The organism is Mesorhizobium quangtriensis (genome assembly GCF_040081925.1).
In the GTDB taxonomy this organism is placed as follows: Bacteria; Pseudomonadota; Alphaproteobacteria; order Rhizobiales; family Rhizobiaceae; genus Mesorhizobium_K; species Mesorhizobium_K quangtriensis.
In genome coordinates this window covers 1,572,315-1,588,301 of the sequence record NZ_JBEBMF010000001.1, presented here as the reverse complement: position 1 = coordinate 1,588,301, position 15,987 = coordinate 1,572,315, and the positions used below count along the sequence as shown (strand labels likewise).

General features: G+C 62.6%; 9 protein-coding genes. 3 read left to right on the top strand and 6 right to left on the bottom strand.

Features of this window, described 5'->3' with window-relative positions:
* Positions 1-17 precede the first annotated feature (17 nt).
* Entirely contained in the window at positions 18-1,712 is a 1,695-nt protein-coding gene (locus ABMA32_RS07725) for an electron transfer flavoprotein-ubiquinone oxidoreductase (protein WP_349013366.1), read from the bottom strand.
* A 196-nt stretch (positions 1,713-1,908) separates the two neighbouring features.
* Between ABMA32_RS07725 and ABMA32_RS07720 the strand changes: the two genes are divergently transcribed.
* Positions 1,909-2,784 carry a uracil-DNA glycosylase gene (locus tag ABMA32_RS07720; RefSeq protein ID WP_349013113.1) on the top strand — a complete coding sequence of 292 codons (876 nt, stop codon included), beginning with the start codon at positions 1,909-1,911 and terminating at the stop codon, positions 2,782-2,784.
* A 1-nt stretch (position 2,785) separates the two neighbouring features.
* On the opposite strand, the gene ABMA32_RS07715 is transcribed toward ABMA32_RS07720, so the two are convergent.
* Positions 2,786-3,730, bottom strand: a complete 945-nt coding sequence (locus ABMA32_RS07715; RefSeq protein ID WP_349013112.1) for a DMT family transporter — start codon at positions 3,728-3,730, stop codon at positions 2,786-2,788.
* Positions 3,731-3,952: 222 nt separating this feature from the next.
* On the opposite strand from ABMA32_RS07715, the gene pepN reads away from it, so the two are divergent.
* Positions 3,953-6,598 carry an aminopeptidase N gene (gene pepN, locus ABMA32_RS07710; protein WP_349013111.1) on the top strand — a complete coding sequence of 882 codons (2,646 nt, stop codon included), beginning with the start codon at positions 3,953-3,955 and terminating at the stop codon, positions 6,596-6,598.
* Between the two features lie 126 nt (positions 6,599-6,724).
* Positions 6,725-9,055: a PAS domain-containing sensor histidine kinase gene (locus ABMA32_RS07705; RefSeq protein WP_349013110.1), complete on the top strand. Its 2,331-nt coding sequence runs from the start codon at positions 6,725-6,727 to the stop codon at positions 9,053-9,055.
* 5 nt (positions 9,056-9,060) lie between these two features.
* Here ABMA32_RS07705 and ABMA32_RS07700 read toward each other — a convergent pair whose 3' ends face one another.
* The 4 genes from ABMA32_RS07700 to ABMA32_RS07685 all read right to left on the bottom strand — a co-directional run bounded on the left by ABMA32_RS07700 (position 9,061) and on the right by ABMA32_RS07685 (position 15,970).
* Positions 9,061-11,982: a bifunctional [glutamine synthetase] adenylyltransferase/[glutamine synthetase]-adenylyl-L-tyrosine phosphorylase gene (locus ABMA32_RS07700; protein ID WP_349013365.1), complete on the bottom strand. Its 2,922-nt coding sequence runs from the start codon at positions 11,980-11,982 to the stop codon at positions 9,061-9,063.
* A 34-nt stretch (positions 11,983-12,016) separates the two neighbouring features.
* The gene (locus tag ABMA32_RS07695) at positions 12,017-13,474 is read right to left on the bottom strand and encodes a sensor histidine kinase (protein ID WP_349013109.1); all 1,458 of its coding nucleotides are present in this window, start codon (positions 13,472-13,474) and stop codon (positions 12,017-12,019) included.
* The gene (locus ABMA32_RS07690) at positions 13,474-14,148 is read right to left on the bottom strand and encodes a response regulator transcription factor (protein ID WP_349013108.1); all 675 of its coding nucleotides are present in this window, start codon (positions 14,146-14,148) and stop codon (positions 13,474-13,476) included. Before ABMA32_RS07690 ends, ABMA32_RS07695 begins: the two co-directional genes overlap by 1 nt.
* Positions 14,149-14,422: 274 nt before the next feature.
* On the bottom strand, positions 14,423-15,970 hold the full coding sequence (locus ABMA32_RS07685) for a Do family serine endopeptidase (RefSeq protein ID WP_349013107.1): 1,548 nt from the start codon (positions 15,968-15,970) through the stop codon (positions 14,423-14,425).
* Positions 15,971-15,987: the final 17 nt, after the last annotated feature.

Genomic DNA, 15,987 nt, shown 5'->3' with positions numbered 1-15,987 from the left:
GACGAACACGGCTATCCTCACATGTTCGGGTAAACCGGTCCTTCGCCACCTTGCGGCGGCACCCAGTTGATGTTCTGGTTCGGATCCTTGATGTCGCAGGTCTTGCAGTGGACGCAGTTCTGCGCGTTGATCACAAAGCGCACATCCTTGATCGACGGGTCCGCTGCGGAATTGCCGTCGGAATCCACCCATTCGTAGACGCCAGCCGGACAATAGCGGGTCGAGGGTCCGGCAAAGACATCGTGCTCGGAGCGCTCCTGCAACGCCATGTCCTTGACCTGCAGGTGGATCGGCTGGTCTTCCTCGTGATTTGTGTTCGACAGGAACACCGAGGAAAGCTTGTCGAAAGTCAGGACGCCATCCGCCTTGGGATAGTCGATCTTCTTGTGCTTCGATGCTGGATCAAGCGTCGCATAGTCGGCCTTGCCGTGCTTCAGTGTGCCGAAGGGCGAGACGCCGAACAGCGTGTTCAGCCACATGTCGAGACCGCCGAGGCCGATGCCGAGTACCGTGCCGAAGCGCGACCACAGCGGCTTGACGTTGCGCACCTTCTTGAGGTCCTTGCCGATATCGCTGTCGCGCCAGGCGTCCTCATAAGCCGTCAGTTCGTCGTTCGAACGGCCCTCGGCAAGCGCGGCTGCAACATGATCGGCAGCCAGCATCCCCGACAGCACCGCATTGTGCGATCCCTTGATGCGCGGAACGTTTACGAAGCCTGCCGAACAGCCGAGCAGCGCACCGCCAGGGAAAGACAATTTCGGCACGGACTGCCAGCCACCTTCCGTAATGGCGCGCGCGCCATAAGAAATGCGCTTGCCGCCTTCGAAGGTCTCGCGGATCGACGGATGCGTCTTGAAGCGCTGGAATTCCTCGAAGGGAGACAGCCATGGGCTCTTGTAGTTCAGGTGCACCACGAAGCCGACCGCGACCTGATTGTCCTCAAGGTGATAGAGGAACGAACCGCCGCCCGTCTTGATGCCCAGCGGCCAGCCGAAGGAATGCTGCACGAGGCCCGGCTTGTGCTTCTCGGGCGCGACCTGCCACAGTTCCTTGAGCCCTATGCCGAATTTTCCGGGGTCACGGCCTTCCGACAGTTTGTATTTCGAGATCAGCTGCTTGGCGAGCGAGCCGCGCGCGCCTTCCGCGATCAGCACATACTTGCCGATCAGCGCCATGCCCGGCGCATAGCTCGGACCGTGCGAACCGTCGCGTTCGACACCCATGTCGCCGGTGTAGACGCCGGTCACCGCGCCGGCTTCATTGTAGAGCAGGCCGGCCGCAGCAAAGCCCGGGTAGATCTCGACGCCCAGCGCCTCGGCCTTGGTCGCCAGCCAGCGGCAGACATTGCCGAGCGACACGATGTAGTTGCCATGATTGTTCATCAGCGGCGGCATCATGAAGTTGGGCAACCGAAGCGAGCCGCTGTGGCCCAGCACGAGGAAATGATCGGCCGTGACGGGAGTCTTGAACGGGTGGTCGCTTTCATCGCGCCAGCCGGGAAGCAGACGATCGACGCCAATCGGATCGACCACGGCGCCGGAGAGAATATGAGCTCCTACCTCGCCGCCCTTCTCAAGCACGACCACGGAAAGTTCGGGGTTCACTTGTTTCAGCCTGATCGCGGCGGACAGGCCCGCAGGCCCGGCGCCGACGATGACCACGTCGAACTCCATGCTCTCCCGTTCGATTTGTTCCATCATTCTCCCCGCAATCGCTTGCTCTGGTTGGCCTGGGTGCGGCCATGTTGCTGGCTTAGAGGCTCCTTAGCCCATCCAACTGCGACGTGGAACCGTCTGCCGCCGATTTGTCGCCATCGCTTTGGCATGAGGAAGCCCGCCATAGGCTGCGGTTCTGGCTGCCGCCCCGGCGGGGCTTGCCAACGCGGCGCAGGCGGACGATTGTCCCGCCATGATTTTTCCGACCGAAAAGGATGTGGGTCTGCGCGAACTGCTGGCGTTCTATGCCGAGGCCGGCGTGGACGAGGCGCTGACCGACGAGCCGATTGATCGGTTCGCCGCCTTCGAAGCCAGGACTTCCGCTGCGTCCGAGGCGCGCGTGGCCGAGCATACGCGAGTTGGACAGGCCAACACGGCACGAGACCAGAAGCCGGGCCGCCAACGAGCCGAGGCACCCAGCGTTGCGCCGGCGGCGCCTGTTGCCGTGCCGGACGAGGCGCAGGTCGCATTGGCGCGCCAGCAGGCGGCTGCCTCCGCCACACTCGACGAATTGCGCGAGCACATGGCGGCGTTCGAAGGGTGTAACCTCAAATTCACCGCCAAGAGCCTCGTTTTCGCCGACGGCAATCCGCATGCCGACATCATGCTCGTCGGCGAAGCGCCGGGCCGCGACGAGGATATGGAAGGGCTCCCCTTCGTCGGCCGCTCAGGCCAATTGCTCGACCGCATTCTCGCCGCGATCGGCCTCGACAGGCAGTCCGTCTACATCGCGAATGTCATCCCGTGGCGGCCGCCGGGAAACCGGACCCCGACACCGCAGGAAACCGAAATCTGCCGGCCGTTCATCGAGCGGCAGATCGAACTGGCGAACCCCAAGGTTCTGGTGACGCTTGGCGGTCCGTCAGCGAAAACCCTTCTCAACACGACCGAGGGGGTAATGCGGTTGCGCGGCAACTGGAAAACCCATGTCACCGCGTCCGGCCTCTCCATTCCCGCGATGCCCACGCTGCATCCTGCCTATCTGCTGCGCAACCCGGCGCACAAGAAGTTCGCGTGGCGGGACTTTCTGGAGGTCAAGGCAAGGCTGCGCTCTCTCGCCGATAGCTGAATTACTGCGGCGGAACGGTCTGCTTGGCTCGGCGCCGTTCGATACCCAACTGCCGCTCGCGCCAGACGATGAAGATGCCGGCGGCGACCACGATCGCTCCGCCAAGAATGACATAGACCGTCGGCTGCTCACCGAATGCGACGTAACCTACGGCGATCGCCAGGATGATCGAGGTGTACTCGAAGGGCGCCACGGTCGACGCCTCGGCGTGGCGATAGGCTTCCGTCATCAGGATTTGCGCGATGCCGCCGCAGAAGCCTGCCGAAACCAGGAAGACAATCTGCCATGTGTCGATCGCCTTCCAACCGAACGGCATGGTGAGCAAGCCGAATACGCTCGCTGTCAGCGAAAACCAGATGACGATAACAGCGCTCTTCTCCGTCTGCACCAGGCTGCGCACCTGAAGCATCGCCACCGCCGCCATCGCCGCGGCGCAGAAGGCTGCGATGACGCCTGCCAATTCGCCATTTTCCATGCCGCCCCCGCTACCGAGCATGGAAAGGTTGGGCCAGGAAACGATGAGAACACCGATAAGCCCGACCACCACGGCGCTCCACCGATAGAAGCGCACCGCCTCGCCAAGGAAAAGCGCGCTGAACATCACCACAAACAGCGGCTGCGCGTAGTTGATGGTCACCGCTTCGGGCAACGGCAGGCGTGTCAGTGCAAAGAACGACAGCCCCATGGCCGAGACGCCAATCACCCCTCGCATGACATGGCCCATCGGGCGCTTGGTGTAGACCGCCATCCTGAGGTCGCCGCGATAGGCGAGGTAGATCAGGACAGGCAGGATAGCGAAGAACGAGCGGAAGAAGACGAGTTGACCCGCCGGCAGTTGCCCCGCGGCCTTGAGAAAGGCCGACATGCCGACGAACACCGAAACCGACGCAATCTTCAACCCGATGCCGAGAAGCGGGTTCGAGTGGTGAGCCGATGACGCGCTCATCCAGCCGCCGCTTCGTCAGAAGCCAGTATAAGCGCCGGTCCGCCGGCAGTTCGATGTGACCAATGCCGTCTCAATGTCGTCGGACTTCGCTCTAAACTGGAACACGACCTGAAATAACCCCTGTTTCGGTTTTGTCGAGTCGTCGCCATCGTGTAAGGAACTGCCTCTTACAGGAATAAGCCTTGCGTCTGGTCGGCGCGGCTCCGCAGGACAGATCGAAACATGCGTACAGACACAGGCCAGGTTTTCCGCCTCGAGGACTATCGCCCGAGCGACTACCTGATCCCGAAAACCGACCTGACATTTCGACTGCATCCCGAAGCAACGGTCGTCACCGCGGAACTGACGGTTGTCAGGCGTGAAGGCACACAAGCGAGGACGCCACTCATCCTTGATGGAGACGGACTTGTCCTGCAACGCATCGAAATCGATGGCGTCGCGCTCGCCGTTTCGGAATACGTGGCCACTCCCGAACAACTCACCATTTCCTCTCCGCCGGTAGCGGGCGAGTTCCGGCTGGTTGTGGAAACTCTGGTCTCGCCTTCCACCAATTCGGCACTGATGGGCCTTTACCGGACGAGCGGCGTCTACTGCACGCAGTGCGAGGCCGAAGGCTTTCGCCGCATCACCTACTTCCTCGACAGACCGGACGTGCTCTCCATCTACACCGTCCGGCTGGAGGCCCTCAAGAGCGAGGCCCCCCTGCTGCTCTCGAACGGAAACCGGGAGGAAACGGGCAAGCTGAAGGGCGGCTGGCACTACGCCATCTGGCACGACCCCTTCCCGAAACCCTCCTACCTGTTCGCCCTTGTCGCCGGCGACCTTGGTTTCATGGCGGACGAGTTCGTCACCGCCTCAGGACGCAAGGTCGATCTCGGCATCTATGTCGAGCATGGCAAGGAACGCCTCGCCGGCTACGCCATGGACGCGCTGAAGCGGTCGATGAAATGGGACGAGGAGGTGTACGGCCGCGAGTACGACCTCGACATCTTCAACATCGTCGCCGTGTCGGACTTCAACATGGGCGCGATGGAGAACAAGGGTCTCAACATCTTCAACGACAAGTATGTGCTTGCCGACGAGAACACCGCGACCGACGCAGACTTCGCAAACATCGAGGCGATCATCGCGCATGAATACTTCCACAATTGGACAGGCAACAGAATCACTTGCCGAGACTGGTTCCAGCTTTGCCTCAAGGAAGGTCTGACGGTCTTTCGCGACCACGAGTTTTCCGCCGACCAGCGTTCGCGGCCGGTCAAGCGCATCGCCGAGGTGCGCACGCTGCGCTCGCACCAGTTTCCGGAGGACCAGGGACCGCTGGCGCACCCGGTGCGGCCGCGCCGGTACCGCGAGATCAACAATTTCTACACGGCGACCGTCTACGAGAAGGGCTCGGAAGTCGTGCGGATGATCCGCACGATCCTCGGCGCTGACGATTTTCGGCGCGGCATGGATCTCTACTTCGAACGCCATGATGGCGAGGCCGCGACGATCGAGGATTTCCTGAAGGTGTTCGAGGACGTCTCAGGGCGTGACCTTTCCCAGTTCGCGCTCTGGTATCATCAGGCCGGAACGCCGAACGTCACGGTGTCCACGTCATACAATGCAGCGGCACGCGAGTTCGTCGTCGAAATCGAGCAGTCCGTGCCGGCGACGCCGTCAGAGGCCCGCAAGCGGTTGATGCACATTCCGCTCGCCTTCGGCCTTGTCGGTCGTGACGGCAAGGACATGGCCTATGAGGGGCCGGACGGCGCCACGGTCGAGAACGGCGTCATCCACCTGAAAAAGCGCCGCCACGTCGTCCGCTTCGGCAACATCGCGCAGCGCCCTGCCCTTTCGATCAATCGGGGCTTCTCGGCTCCGGTCACACTGTCGGTCGAACAGCGCAAGGAGGATCGCTTCTTCCTCGCGCGGCACGACAGCGACGCCTTCTCGCGGTGGCAAGCCTATAACACGCTTCTGACGGACGCGCTCATTTCGGCCTCCCGTAAAGGGCTGGGAGGAAAGACGCCGGAATTCCCCGAGAAGCTCGTGGAGCTTGCCGGCGCCATAGCGGGCGACGAAACACTGGAGCATGCCTTCCGGGCGCTCGCGCTGGCGTTGCCCGGCGAAGCCGACATCGCCCGCGAGATCGGCAAGAACATCGATCCCGACGTGATCTTCGCCAGCCGACAAGTACTGGCCGAGACGATCGCACGTTCGAATGAAGACGCGTTGCGCAGTCTCTATGGCTCGCTTGCGTTCAAGGGACGATTCAGCCCGGACGCCGCCAGCGCCGGGCGGCGTGCGCTCCGCAACACGCTGCTCGACTATCTGGCCATCCTCCCCGGCGGCGTCGCCTTGGCCCATGCGCATTTCGCCAAGGCGACCAACATGACCGATCGCGCCGCCGCCCTTGCAGTGCTCACGCATCGACATCCCCGCGCGCATGAGACGATCGACGCGCTGAAGACTTTTGAGAGGCGCTTTCGCTCCGACCAGCTTGTTATGGACAAGTGGCTGACGATCCAGGCTACCGCTCCCGGAGCCGCCACGCTGGACAAGGTGCGCGCGCTTACCGAGTATGCAGGCTTCACGATGCACAACCCGAACAGGGTGCGGGCTTTGATTGGCGCTTTTGCTACAGCCAACCAGACCGCCTTCAATCGCCCGGATGGCGCTGGCTACGAGTTCTTCGCCCGCGCTGTGCTCGAAATCGAGCCGCGCAACCCTCAGCTTGCCGCGCGGCTGGCTACGGCGCTGCGCTCTTGGCGTTCGCTGGAACCGGGCCGGCGAGAGAAGGCGCGCGAGGCTTTGCTCCTGATTTCTCGGCAAGATGGGCTCTCGCCAGATTTGCGCGACATCGTCGAGCGGACATTGGCTTAAGATTTCTATAATTTTTAATCTTTTTGCCGGCGGCCACTGGACAACGCGAATCACCTTTGATTCTTTAGGGCAGATTCGGCCGTGCGGTGTTGCCGGATCGTCAACTGGAATGTTTGGGGGATCGGCATGGCCGGAGCGGACGCGTGGGGCGCGCCCGATAGCTCGACTTTTGCCCGGCGCAAGGAAGCGCGGGACAATGTCAGCGGCAGTGCGCGCATCATCGCAGCGCCGGCCTATCGTCGTCTGCTCGCGGCCGAGCCGCTGTTAAGGCGTTCGATACCCCTGCTCATCCTGGTCTTCCTCGTCGTCGTCGCAACTGTCCGAGTCATGTCGCTGATGACACTGCGCGAGGATGTCGAGCACGACGCCAAGGCCGTTCTAACTCTCGCGGTCGGGGAACTGGCCAATGCGCTGATGCTTGCGGAGGCGGGCCGCAACGCATCGGACGCCGAATCGCAGCGCCTTATCCAGAAAACAACACACGGCGGAATGCTTGCGCGCGGCCACGTGCTGGTCGTGACCGATCGTTCCTTCAAGATCGTGGCGACCACGGCGGCGGCATCGGAATGGCGGGGACGGAGCCTCGATAGCCTCGTCGTCGGCGGTCAGCCGCTTTTCATGTTCGGCGAACGGGCCGGCGTGATGGAGGTTCTGATCGGCAACCGCGTGTGGCTGGCGGCCGTCGATCTGACCGACAGCCGTTCCGGCGCCGCGGTCGCGATGGTTCCGCAGGACAGCGTCCTCGCCGAGTGGCGCAGGGCGGTCTCGATGAACGTCACGCTCTTCGTTGTGACCGCGGGCGTGCTTCTTGTCATCCTCTACGCCTATTTCAGCCAGGCCGCCCGCGCGCAGGCCGCCGACCGCATCTACATCGAAGCGCACCAGCGCATCGACCTGGCGCTCGTGCGCGGCCGCTGCGGCTTGTGGGACTGGGACATGGTGCGTGGCAAGATGTACTGGTCGCGCTCCATGTACGACATGCTCGGCTACCGCTCATCGGAGACGATGCTCTCGTTCGGGGACGTTTCCGAGATCATCCACAAGGACGATGGCGACCTTTTCGAACTGGCGAAAAAGATCGTGGCGCGCGAGATCGACCATATCGATGAAGTCTTCCGCATGCGCCATGCCGAGGGACATTGGGTCTGGGTTCGCGCCCGTGCCCACGTGATCGATCCGGAAGCGCCTGAAATCCAGTTGATCGGCATCGCGGTCGACGTCACCGAGCAAAGGCATCTGGCACTGAGGTCCGAAGCAGCGGACATGCGGCTCAGAACCGCCATCGAAAGCATCAATGAATCCTTCGTCCTCTGGGATTCCATGCAACGGCTGGTGATGTGCAATTCGAAATACCAGCAGGACAACGGCCTCTCAGACCGTGACATCATGCCGGGGACGACGCGTGGCGATGTGGAAACGAAAATGCTCGCCTTCGCCTCCGAGCGACGCCTTGCAAATGCGAACGGACCGAAGGGCGGGCTCAGCTTCGAACGCCAGCTTGCCGACGGGCGCTGGCTGCAGGTCAACGAGTTGCGGACTCGCGATGGTGGCACGGTGTCCGTCGGCTCCGACATCACCCAGATCAAGCAGCATCAAGAAAAGCTGGTCGACAGCGAACGGCGCCTCATGGCGACGATCCATGACCTCAGCCTCGCGCGACGTTCCGAGCAGGAGCGCTCGGGCGAACTCGTCGAGCTGAACCGAAAATACATGCGCGAGACGGAGCGGGCCGAAGCGGCCAACCGCGCCAAATCAGAATTCCTCGCCAACATGTCGCACGAGCTGCGCACCCCGCTCAACGCGATCATCGGGTTCTCGGAGGTGATGGAAACGAAGTTGTTCGGCCCGCTCGGCTCGGATCGCTACGAGGAATATGCGCGCGATATCCAGGCAAGCGGCGCCTACCTGCTCGGTGTTATCAACGATATCCTCGACATGTCGAAGATCGAGGCCGGCCAGTTCTCCGTCGACCGGGAGGAGATCGACCTCTGCCCGCTCATCCACGAGACGGTGAAGGTGATCTCGCTGCAGGCAACGAAGAAGAAAATCACGGTCGAGACGCAGATCGCGGATTCGCTGCGCGTTTACGCCGATCGCAGGGCGATCAAGCAGATCGCCATCAACCTTCTCTCGAACGCGGTGAAGTTCACCGGCGAAGGTGGCCGTATATCCGTGCGTGCCCGCAACGTCGGCGGCGCGCTGATGCTGACCATCGAGGACAATGGCTGTGGCATCCCGAAATCCGCGCTCGGAAAGCTCGGTCGGCCCTTCGAGCAGGTGCAGAACCAGTTCTCGAAGAACCACACCGGGTCCGGGTTGGGGCTGGCGATCTCGCGATCACTGGCGCAACTCCATGGCGGCGCGCTGAAAATCCGCTCCACCGAGGGCGTCGGCACTATCGTTTCCGTGCGCATCCCGACCAAGCGCAGCGAGCCTGCCCGCAAGGCAGCGGCCTGATCGCTTCAGCTTTTCGCCTTCAGAAGCTGGACGAAGTGTTCGCGGACCCTGGCGGACGTCTCGGTGAGATGGGCCTCCAGAACATCAATGTCCGGAAGGCCGGTCGCCGAGAGAAGAAGTTCAATCAGGCCGGGCGGGCTTTCCTCTTTCTCGAAGGGTCCTGTAAGGCAGAGGCGGATCATCTGTGTTAGCGAAACATAGAGCGTCCAGGCAGCGGAAAGCTCCTCGCGGGTCTGCTGGTTCGCAAAGCCTGAAGACAGATGCGCCAGCGTCGCGCCGGTTCCGGTCAATCTGCGCTCGCTGTCGATCTTTCCGGTCAGCGCCGCCACCTGCGCAATGAATTCCAGGTCGATCAGGCCGCCCGGATGGAGCTTTATGTCCCAGACATCCCGCGCGGGCTTTTCGGCTTCGATCAGTGCGCGCATTTCGCTTGCCTCTGCCGCTACCTTCGCAAGTTTGCGGGGAAGCTTGAGGATTGCCGCAACCTCGGCCTCCATTTCGGCCGCCAGCCCGTCGTCGCCAGCGACGACGCGTGCGCGGGTGAGCGCCATGTGCTCCCAGGTCCAGGCATCGTTGCGCTGGTATTTCCTGAAGGCGTCTAGGTGGGTCGCCACGGGGCCCTTGTTGCCTGAAGGGCGCAGGCGCAGGTCGAGTTCGTAGAGCACGCCCTCGGCCGTCGGGGCGGACACGGCGGCGATCAGGCGTTGCGTCATCCTCGTGTAGTATTGGGATGGTGCGAGCGGCTTGTCTCCATCCGATTCTTCTGCATCGTCAGCATGATCGTAGAGCAGGATAAGGTCGACGTCGGAACCGGCCGTCAGCTCCCGGCTGCCCAGCTTGCCCATGCCGAGGATCACGACGCGCCCGCCCTTGACCGCGCCGTGCCTCGCGGCGAACTCCTTCTCGACGGCTTCAAGCGTCGCGCCAATCGTAAGGCCGGCAAGATCGGAAAACGCCTTGCCTGCACGAGCAGCGTCGATTGTGCCGGCCAGTAGCCGCACGCCGATCAGGAATTTCTGTTCGGCCCCGAAGATGCGCAGGCGGTCGAGCACCTCTTCATATTGAGCGGAGGAGTCGATGAAGGCGTCGAGGCGACCGGACAGATAGGCGCGATCCGGCAGTTCCGTCAGCATCGCCGGGTCCAGCAGTCCATCGAAGACATGCGGGTGTCGCGTTATGATACCAGCCAGCCGTGGCGCCGCGCTCATGATGGTCGCCAGCAACCGCAGAAGGCCGGGGTTGGACTGAAGCAGCGAAAAGAGCTGGATGCCGGCCGGTAGGCCGGCGAGGAACTGGTCGAAGCGCATCAGCGCCTTGTCCGCCTTGCTCGTCTTTCCGAACGCTTCCAGCAGCGCCGGCGTCAGTTCGGTCAGACGCTCGCGTGCCTCGGCCGACTGCGTCGCGCGATAGCGTCCGAAATGCCATGTCCTGATGACGCGGCAGATGTCGCTCGGCCGCTTGAAGCCGAGCCGCGACAGCGTCTCCAGCGTATCGGGATCGTCCACATCGCCCGTGAAGACCAGATTGCCGACGCCGGCCGACAGCTCAGGCGCGGTTTCGAACAACGCCGCATAGTGGCTTTCGACGTCCTGAAGGCACTCGCGGAGAGCTGAGGCGAACTTGTCCCTCTCGGCAAAGCCCGTCATGCGGGCGATCCGTTCCAGCCCTTCGTCATCGTCTGGAAGCACATGGGTCTGCTCGTCGGCCACCATCTGGATGGCGTTCTCGACCTTGCGCAGGAACCAATATTGCCGGGTGAGCGCATCGCACGCTTCCGGCGTGATCCAGCCTCGGTGGGAAAGCTGCGACAGCATCGGTACCGTCGCCTTGCCCCGCAATTCCGGGAACCTTCCGCCGGCGATCAGTTGCTGCGTCTGAACAAAAAACTCGATCTCGCGTATGCCGCCACGCCCCAGCTTGACGTTGTGCCCGTTGACCGCAATCTCGCCGTGCCCACGATGCGCATGGATCTGGCGCTTGATCGAATGCACATCAGCAATAGCGGCGTAGTCGAGATATTTGCGCCAGACATAGGGCTGCAATTCCTTCAGGAACGCCTCGCCTGCTTGCAGGTCTCCGGCGACCGGGCGCGCCTTGATCATAGCGGCACGCTCCCAGTTCTGGCCGCGTCCCTCGTAGTAGTTGAGAGCGGCCTCGACGGGAATTGCGAGCGGGGTCGCGCCCGGATCGGGCCGCAACCTCAGGTCCGTCCTGAAGACATAGCCGTCCGCCGTGCGGTCCTGCAAAATACGGACGAGACGGCGCGCCAAGCGGACGAACAGGTCGCTCGCCTCGAACGGATCGGCAATGGACGGTGCTTGGGGATCGAAAAACAGGATAAGGTCGATGTCGGACGAGAAATTCAGCTCATGCGCGCCGAGCTTGCCCATGCCGAGCACAATCCAGCCGGAGCCCTTTCCCGGGTTTTCGGGATTTGGCAGTTTCAGCTTTTCCTGCCGGTGGGCATCGAGCAGCAGAAAATCGACAGTGGAATTGATGCAGGCATCGGCCAGATCGCTGGAACGTTCAACGGTCGTCGCCGTGTCCGCTTCGCCTGACAGATCAGCAAGCGCGATCAGGAACTGCGCTTCCAGCTTCAGCATACGCAGGGCAGACATCAGGCTGGTTTCGCTCGTATTCTCGCCCCTACCCCGCGCCGCGATTTCCTTCAGCAGGTCGGCAAGCCGATGCTCGATGCTCTGCTCGAACAACCTGTCCAATATATCGGGATAGCGACGTGCGCAGTCGTGCAGGAAGCTCGACAGGTTGAACGCTGCGGCAAGAAAATCCTGCGTCGCGCCATCCTGCTTAAGATAGCGCTCAAGACGGAAAAGTCCCTGCTCCTCCGCTGCCGACACGACCTCGGCAAGTTCTTCGCCAGCGGCCTCCGCATCCAGCGGGTCGATCTTCTTGGGGCTGAGCAGCAGTTCGACCTCCTCCGTCCGTGCCGCCGCGACTTTCCTACTCGCTCCTCCGCTTCGGGAAAGTCATCGTCACCGTCAAGCCCGGATTCCCAGGCAGCAATTCGAGGCGTCCTCCATGAAACTTCATGACGGCTTTGGCAAGGCTGAGCCCTAGTCCGGACCCTGGCTGCGTGCGACTCCGTTCCAGCCTGACGAAGCGCTCGGTCGCTCGCGCACGGTCGTTCTCATCCGGAATGCCGGGGCCGTTGTCGGCAACCTTGATACTGATCTCTCCGGCCTTTTCATCGATGGTCACGCCGACCTTGGCCTTTTCGGAGGACGAAGCCGAATATTTGATGGCGTTGTCGACAATGTTGGACAACGCCTGCCCGATCAGTTCTCGGTTGCCGTCCACGACAAAGCTGCCCGCGGCGGGCGCTTCCAGCGTCACACCAACTTCTTCGGCAGCCGGCTCGTAGAGTTCCACGACATCATGCACCGTCGCCGCCAGGTCGACTTTCGCCAACGCTTCGGCGGAATAGCCTGCCTCGAGCCGGGAGATCATCAGGATCGCGTTAAAGGTCTTTATCAGTCGATCCGATTCCGCGATCGTCGCCTCAAGCGCCTCGCGATAGCCGGCCTCACCCGGGTCACCCGCAAGAGCCGCCTCAGCACGGTTGCGCAGCCGAGTGAGAGGCGTCTTCAGGTCGTGGGCAATGTTATCCGACACCTGCTTGAGCCCCTCATTCAACCCAGCGATCCTGGTCAGCATCGTGTTGAGGTTTTCGGAGAGACGATCGAACTCGTCGCCCGCGCCCGTTACCGGCAGCCGGCCGCTCAGGTCGCCACCCATGATGCGCTTGCCGGCCTCCGACACGCTGTCGATGCGCTTCAGGGCCCGGCGTCCGACGAAGTACCAGATCAACAGGCCGCCCAGCGCCATGATCCCCAGCGCGAACGTGAGAGCGCGCCTGACAACTTTCTGGAAGCGCTCCGGCTCTCCGAGATCCCGCCCGACAAGGACGATCATCTGGTTGGGCAAGCGCGAGATCAGCGCGATGGCCGCATGGCGCGTTTCGGTGGGCGCAGCGGTCGGCGCTTCCAGTTCGCTGATATTGGGCTGGCGCCGTTCCGTCGACCCTTCGCCGTAGCGCTGGTACATGAAAGGTCGATCTGTCCAACCTTCGGTCTCCAGAACACCGGGCTCGAGGCTTTCGACATTGCCAGTTAGGATGCGGCCGTTCGAGTCAGCGATCAAATAGAGGTTGGCTCCAGGCTGGCGGGAACGCTGTTCGACGACGCGCACCAGAAACGGCAGGCCACCTCGCCGATAGGCACTGTCCAGACCCTGCACTTCCTCATTGATCGTCTCCATCGTCTGCGCCGTCAGCATGCTTGCCGACAGCGAGGTCATGTAGAAAACGAGGATGACCGCGCAAAGTGCGAAAAGGATGAAGTAGAGCGCCGACAAGCGCGCGGCGGTGGTGCGCATGATTGCCGGCAGACGGAACGCCATCAGGCCGCCTTGAGCATGTAGCCCGCACCGCGAACAGTGTGCAGGATCGGACTGTCGAAGCCCTTCTCAATCTTGCTCCTCAGGCGCGAGACGTGGACATCGATCACGTTGGTCTGCGGGTCGAAATGGTAGTCCCAGACATTTTCGAGAAGCATTGTGCGTGTCACGACCTGACCGGCATGGCGCATCAGGTATTCGAGCAGGCGGAACTCGCGCGGCTGTAGGGTGATCTCACGGCCCGCTCTCTTGACCGTGTGGGACAGGCGGTCGAGTTCGAGATCGCCAGCGCGGTAGACGGTTTCCGCCTCCTTGGATGTCGCTCGGCGGTTCAGGACCTCGATGCGCGCCAGCAATTCGGAGAAGGCGTAAGGCTTGGTCAGATAGTCGTCGCCGCCTGCGCGCAGGCCGGTCACGCGGTCGTCGACCTCGCCAAGTGCCGAGAGAATCAGAACCGGTGTCGTATTCCCGCGGGAACGCAGGCCGGCGATGACGGACAGCCCGTCGCGACGCGGCAGCATGCGGTCCACCACCATGACGTCGTAATCGCCGGAATCGGCAAGGGTGAACCCGGCCTCTCCGTCGCGCGCGACGTGGGCGGTATGACCCGCTTCCGCGAATGCCTTCTCCAGATAGTCGGCAGCCTCGCGGTCGTCCTCGATGATGAGAATCTTCATGGGCGCTCTATACGCTAAAATGTCGGGTGTCGGATATGGAGAAGCCTGTTCCGGCAGCAGGCGGCGGACGCCTGCTGCCGCCGAGCCTTCCCCGTAAGACTGACTCGACGGGGAAGGAGCGGTTCCAGCAATGGGGCTCGGGGGTTGTGAGCCTGTACGCTGGAAAGGCTTGGGCACGATCCCGAATGCGCGGAGCATCCCTTTGACCATGACCATCTGTATAGAGGGGCGGAAGGCCATTCCAGGAACGGCCCTCCGCCCACCCCGCCCTTAATCAGCCCTTGGCCGTGACCGGAAGGGTAACGAAGCGGCTCGAGTTGTCGCGGGTCACCTGCACCAGCACCGCCTTGCGGCCGGCCTTGGCTGCATCTTCCATGGCCTTCTCGATGTCGCTGCCGCCGGCAATCTCCTTCGAGTTGATTGTGGTAATCACGTCACCCGCCTGGAGGCCACGGTCAGCCGCGTCGCTGTTTGGATCGACGTCGGTCACCACGACACCCTTGCCGTCCTCGGCAGGGGTGATCGTCAGGCCGAGATCAGCCAACTGGTCGGCCTGGGCCGGAGCCTGCTGTTCGCCCTGCAGCGAAGCCTGCTTCTCAGGCGCCGGCAGTTCACCGAGGTCGACCTTCACGTTCTCCGACTTGCCGTTGCGCCAGAGCGTGACATCGACCGACTTGCCGGGCGCGACAGATCCGATCACGCGGGCAAGCTCCTTCGGAGAAGCGACATCGGTGCCGTCGATTGCGACGATCACGTCACCCGCCACGATACCGGCTTTCTTGGCCGGGCTCTCGTCCTGGGCGTTGGAAACCAGCGCACCCTTTTCGCCGCTGAGGCCGAGCGACTCGGCAATCTCAGGCGTCACCGGCTGGATTTCGACGCCGAGCCAGCCGCGCTGCACCATGCCGTCGCGGATGAGATCCTGCGTCACCTGGCGTGCGGTGGAAGCCGGGATCGCAAAGGCGATGCCGACGTTGCCGCCCGACGGCGAGAAGATCGCCGTGTTGATGCCGACGACCTCACCATTCAGGTTGAAGGCCGGACCGCCGGAGTTGCCGCGGTTCACCGCTGCGTCGATCTGCAGGAAGTCGTCATACGGGCCGGAGCCGATATCGCGGCCACGAGCCGAGACGATGCCAGCCGTAACCGTTCCGCCAAGGCCGAACGGGTTGCCGACAGCCACGACCCAGTCGCCGACGCGAACTTTCGCATCGTCGGCAAAGTCGACATAAGTGAACTTCTGACCATCCGCATCGATCTTCAGGACCGCAAGGTCGGTGCGCGGATCTGTGCCGACCAGCTTGGCGTCGAGTTCCTTTCCGCTATCCGTAACGACCGTAAACACCGCACCGCCCTCGACGACATGGTTGTTGGTCACGACGTAGCCGTCTTCGGAAATGAAGAACCCGGAACCCTGCGAAACAGGACGCGGGCCCTCGTCACGACGCGGGCGACGCTCGGAGCGCTGACCGTTCTGATCGCCACCCCAGCCGCGGAACTCCCTGAAGAAGCGCTTCATCGGATGATCGTCGGGAAGATTGTCGAAACCCTGGCCAAACTGGCCCATCATGTCGGAACCGTTGTCCGATGCCGGCTCGATCTTGGCCTTTACCTGTACGCTGACGACTGCGGGCGAAACACGCTCGACGACATCGGCGAAGCCGGGCGCCTGGGGAGCTTCGACGCGAACTGCCTCGGCCTGAACGGGAAGCGTGCCGGTGGCGATTGCGCTCAGGCCGGCCGCGCCGATGATCGCAACGGAAGCAACAGCAGCAAGCAGGCGCTTACGGCTGCCGGAAATTGGCTTGGGGGAGCTATTCATGTGATTCTATCCTCTTC

Bases quoted from the DNA above. Each gene is read 5' to 3' on its own strand.
- ABMA32_RS07705 (WP_349013110.1), top strand. From the start codon at position 6,725: ATGGCCGGAGCGGACGCGTGGGGCGCGCCCGATAGCTCGACTTTTGCC.
- ABMA32_RS07720 (WP_349013113.1), top strand. From the start codon at position 1,909: ATGATTTTTCCGACCGAAAAGGATGTGGGTCTGCGCGAACTGCTGGCG.
- ABMA32_RS07715 (WP_349013112.1), bottom strand. From the start codon at position 3,730: ATGAGCGCGTCATCGGCTCACCACTCGAACCCGCTTCTCGGCATCGGG.
- pepN (WP_349013111.1), top strand. From the start codon at position 3,953: ATGCGTACAGACACAGGCCAGGTTTTCCGCCTCGAGGACTATCGCCCG.
- ABMA32_RS07685 (WP_349013107.1), bottom strand. From the start codon at position 15,970: ATGAATAGCTCCCCCAAGCCAATTTCCGGCAGCCGTAAGCGCCTGCTT.
- ABMA32_RS07690 (WP_349013108.1), bottom strand. From the start codon at position 14,148: ATGAAGATTCTCATCATCGAGGACGACCGCGAGGCTGCCGACTATCTG.
- ABMA32_RS07695 (WP_349013109.1), bottom strand. From the start codon at position 13,474: ATGGCGTTCCGTCTGCCGGCAATCATGCGCACCACCGCCGCGCGCTTG.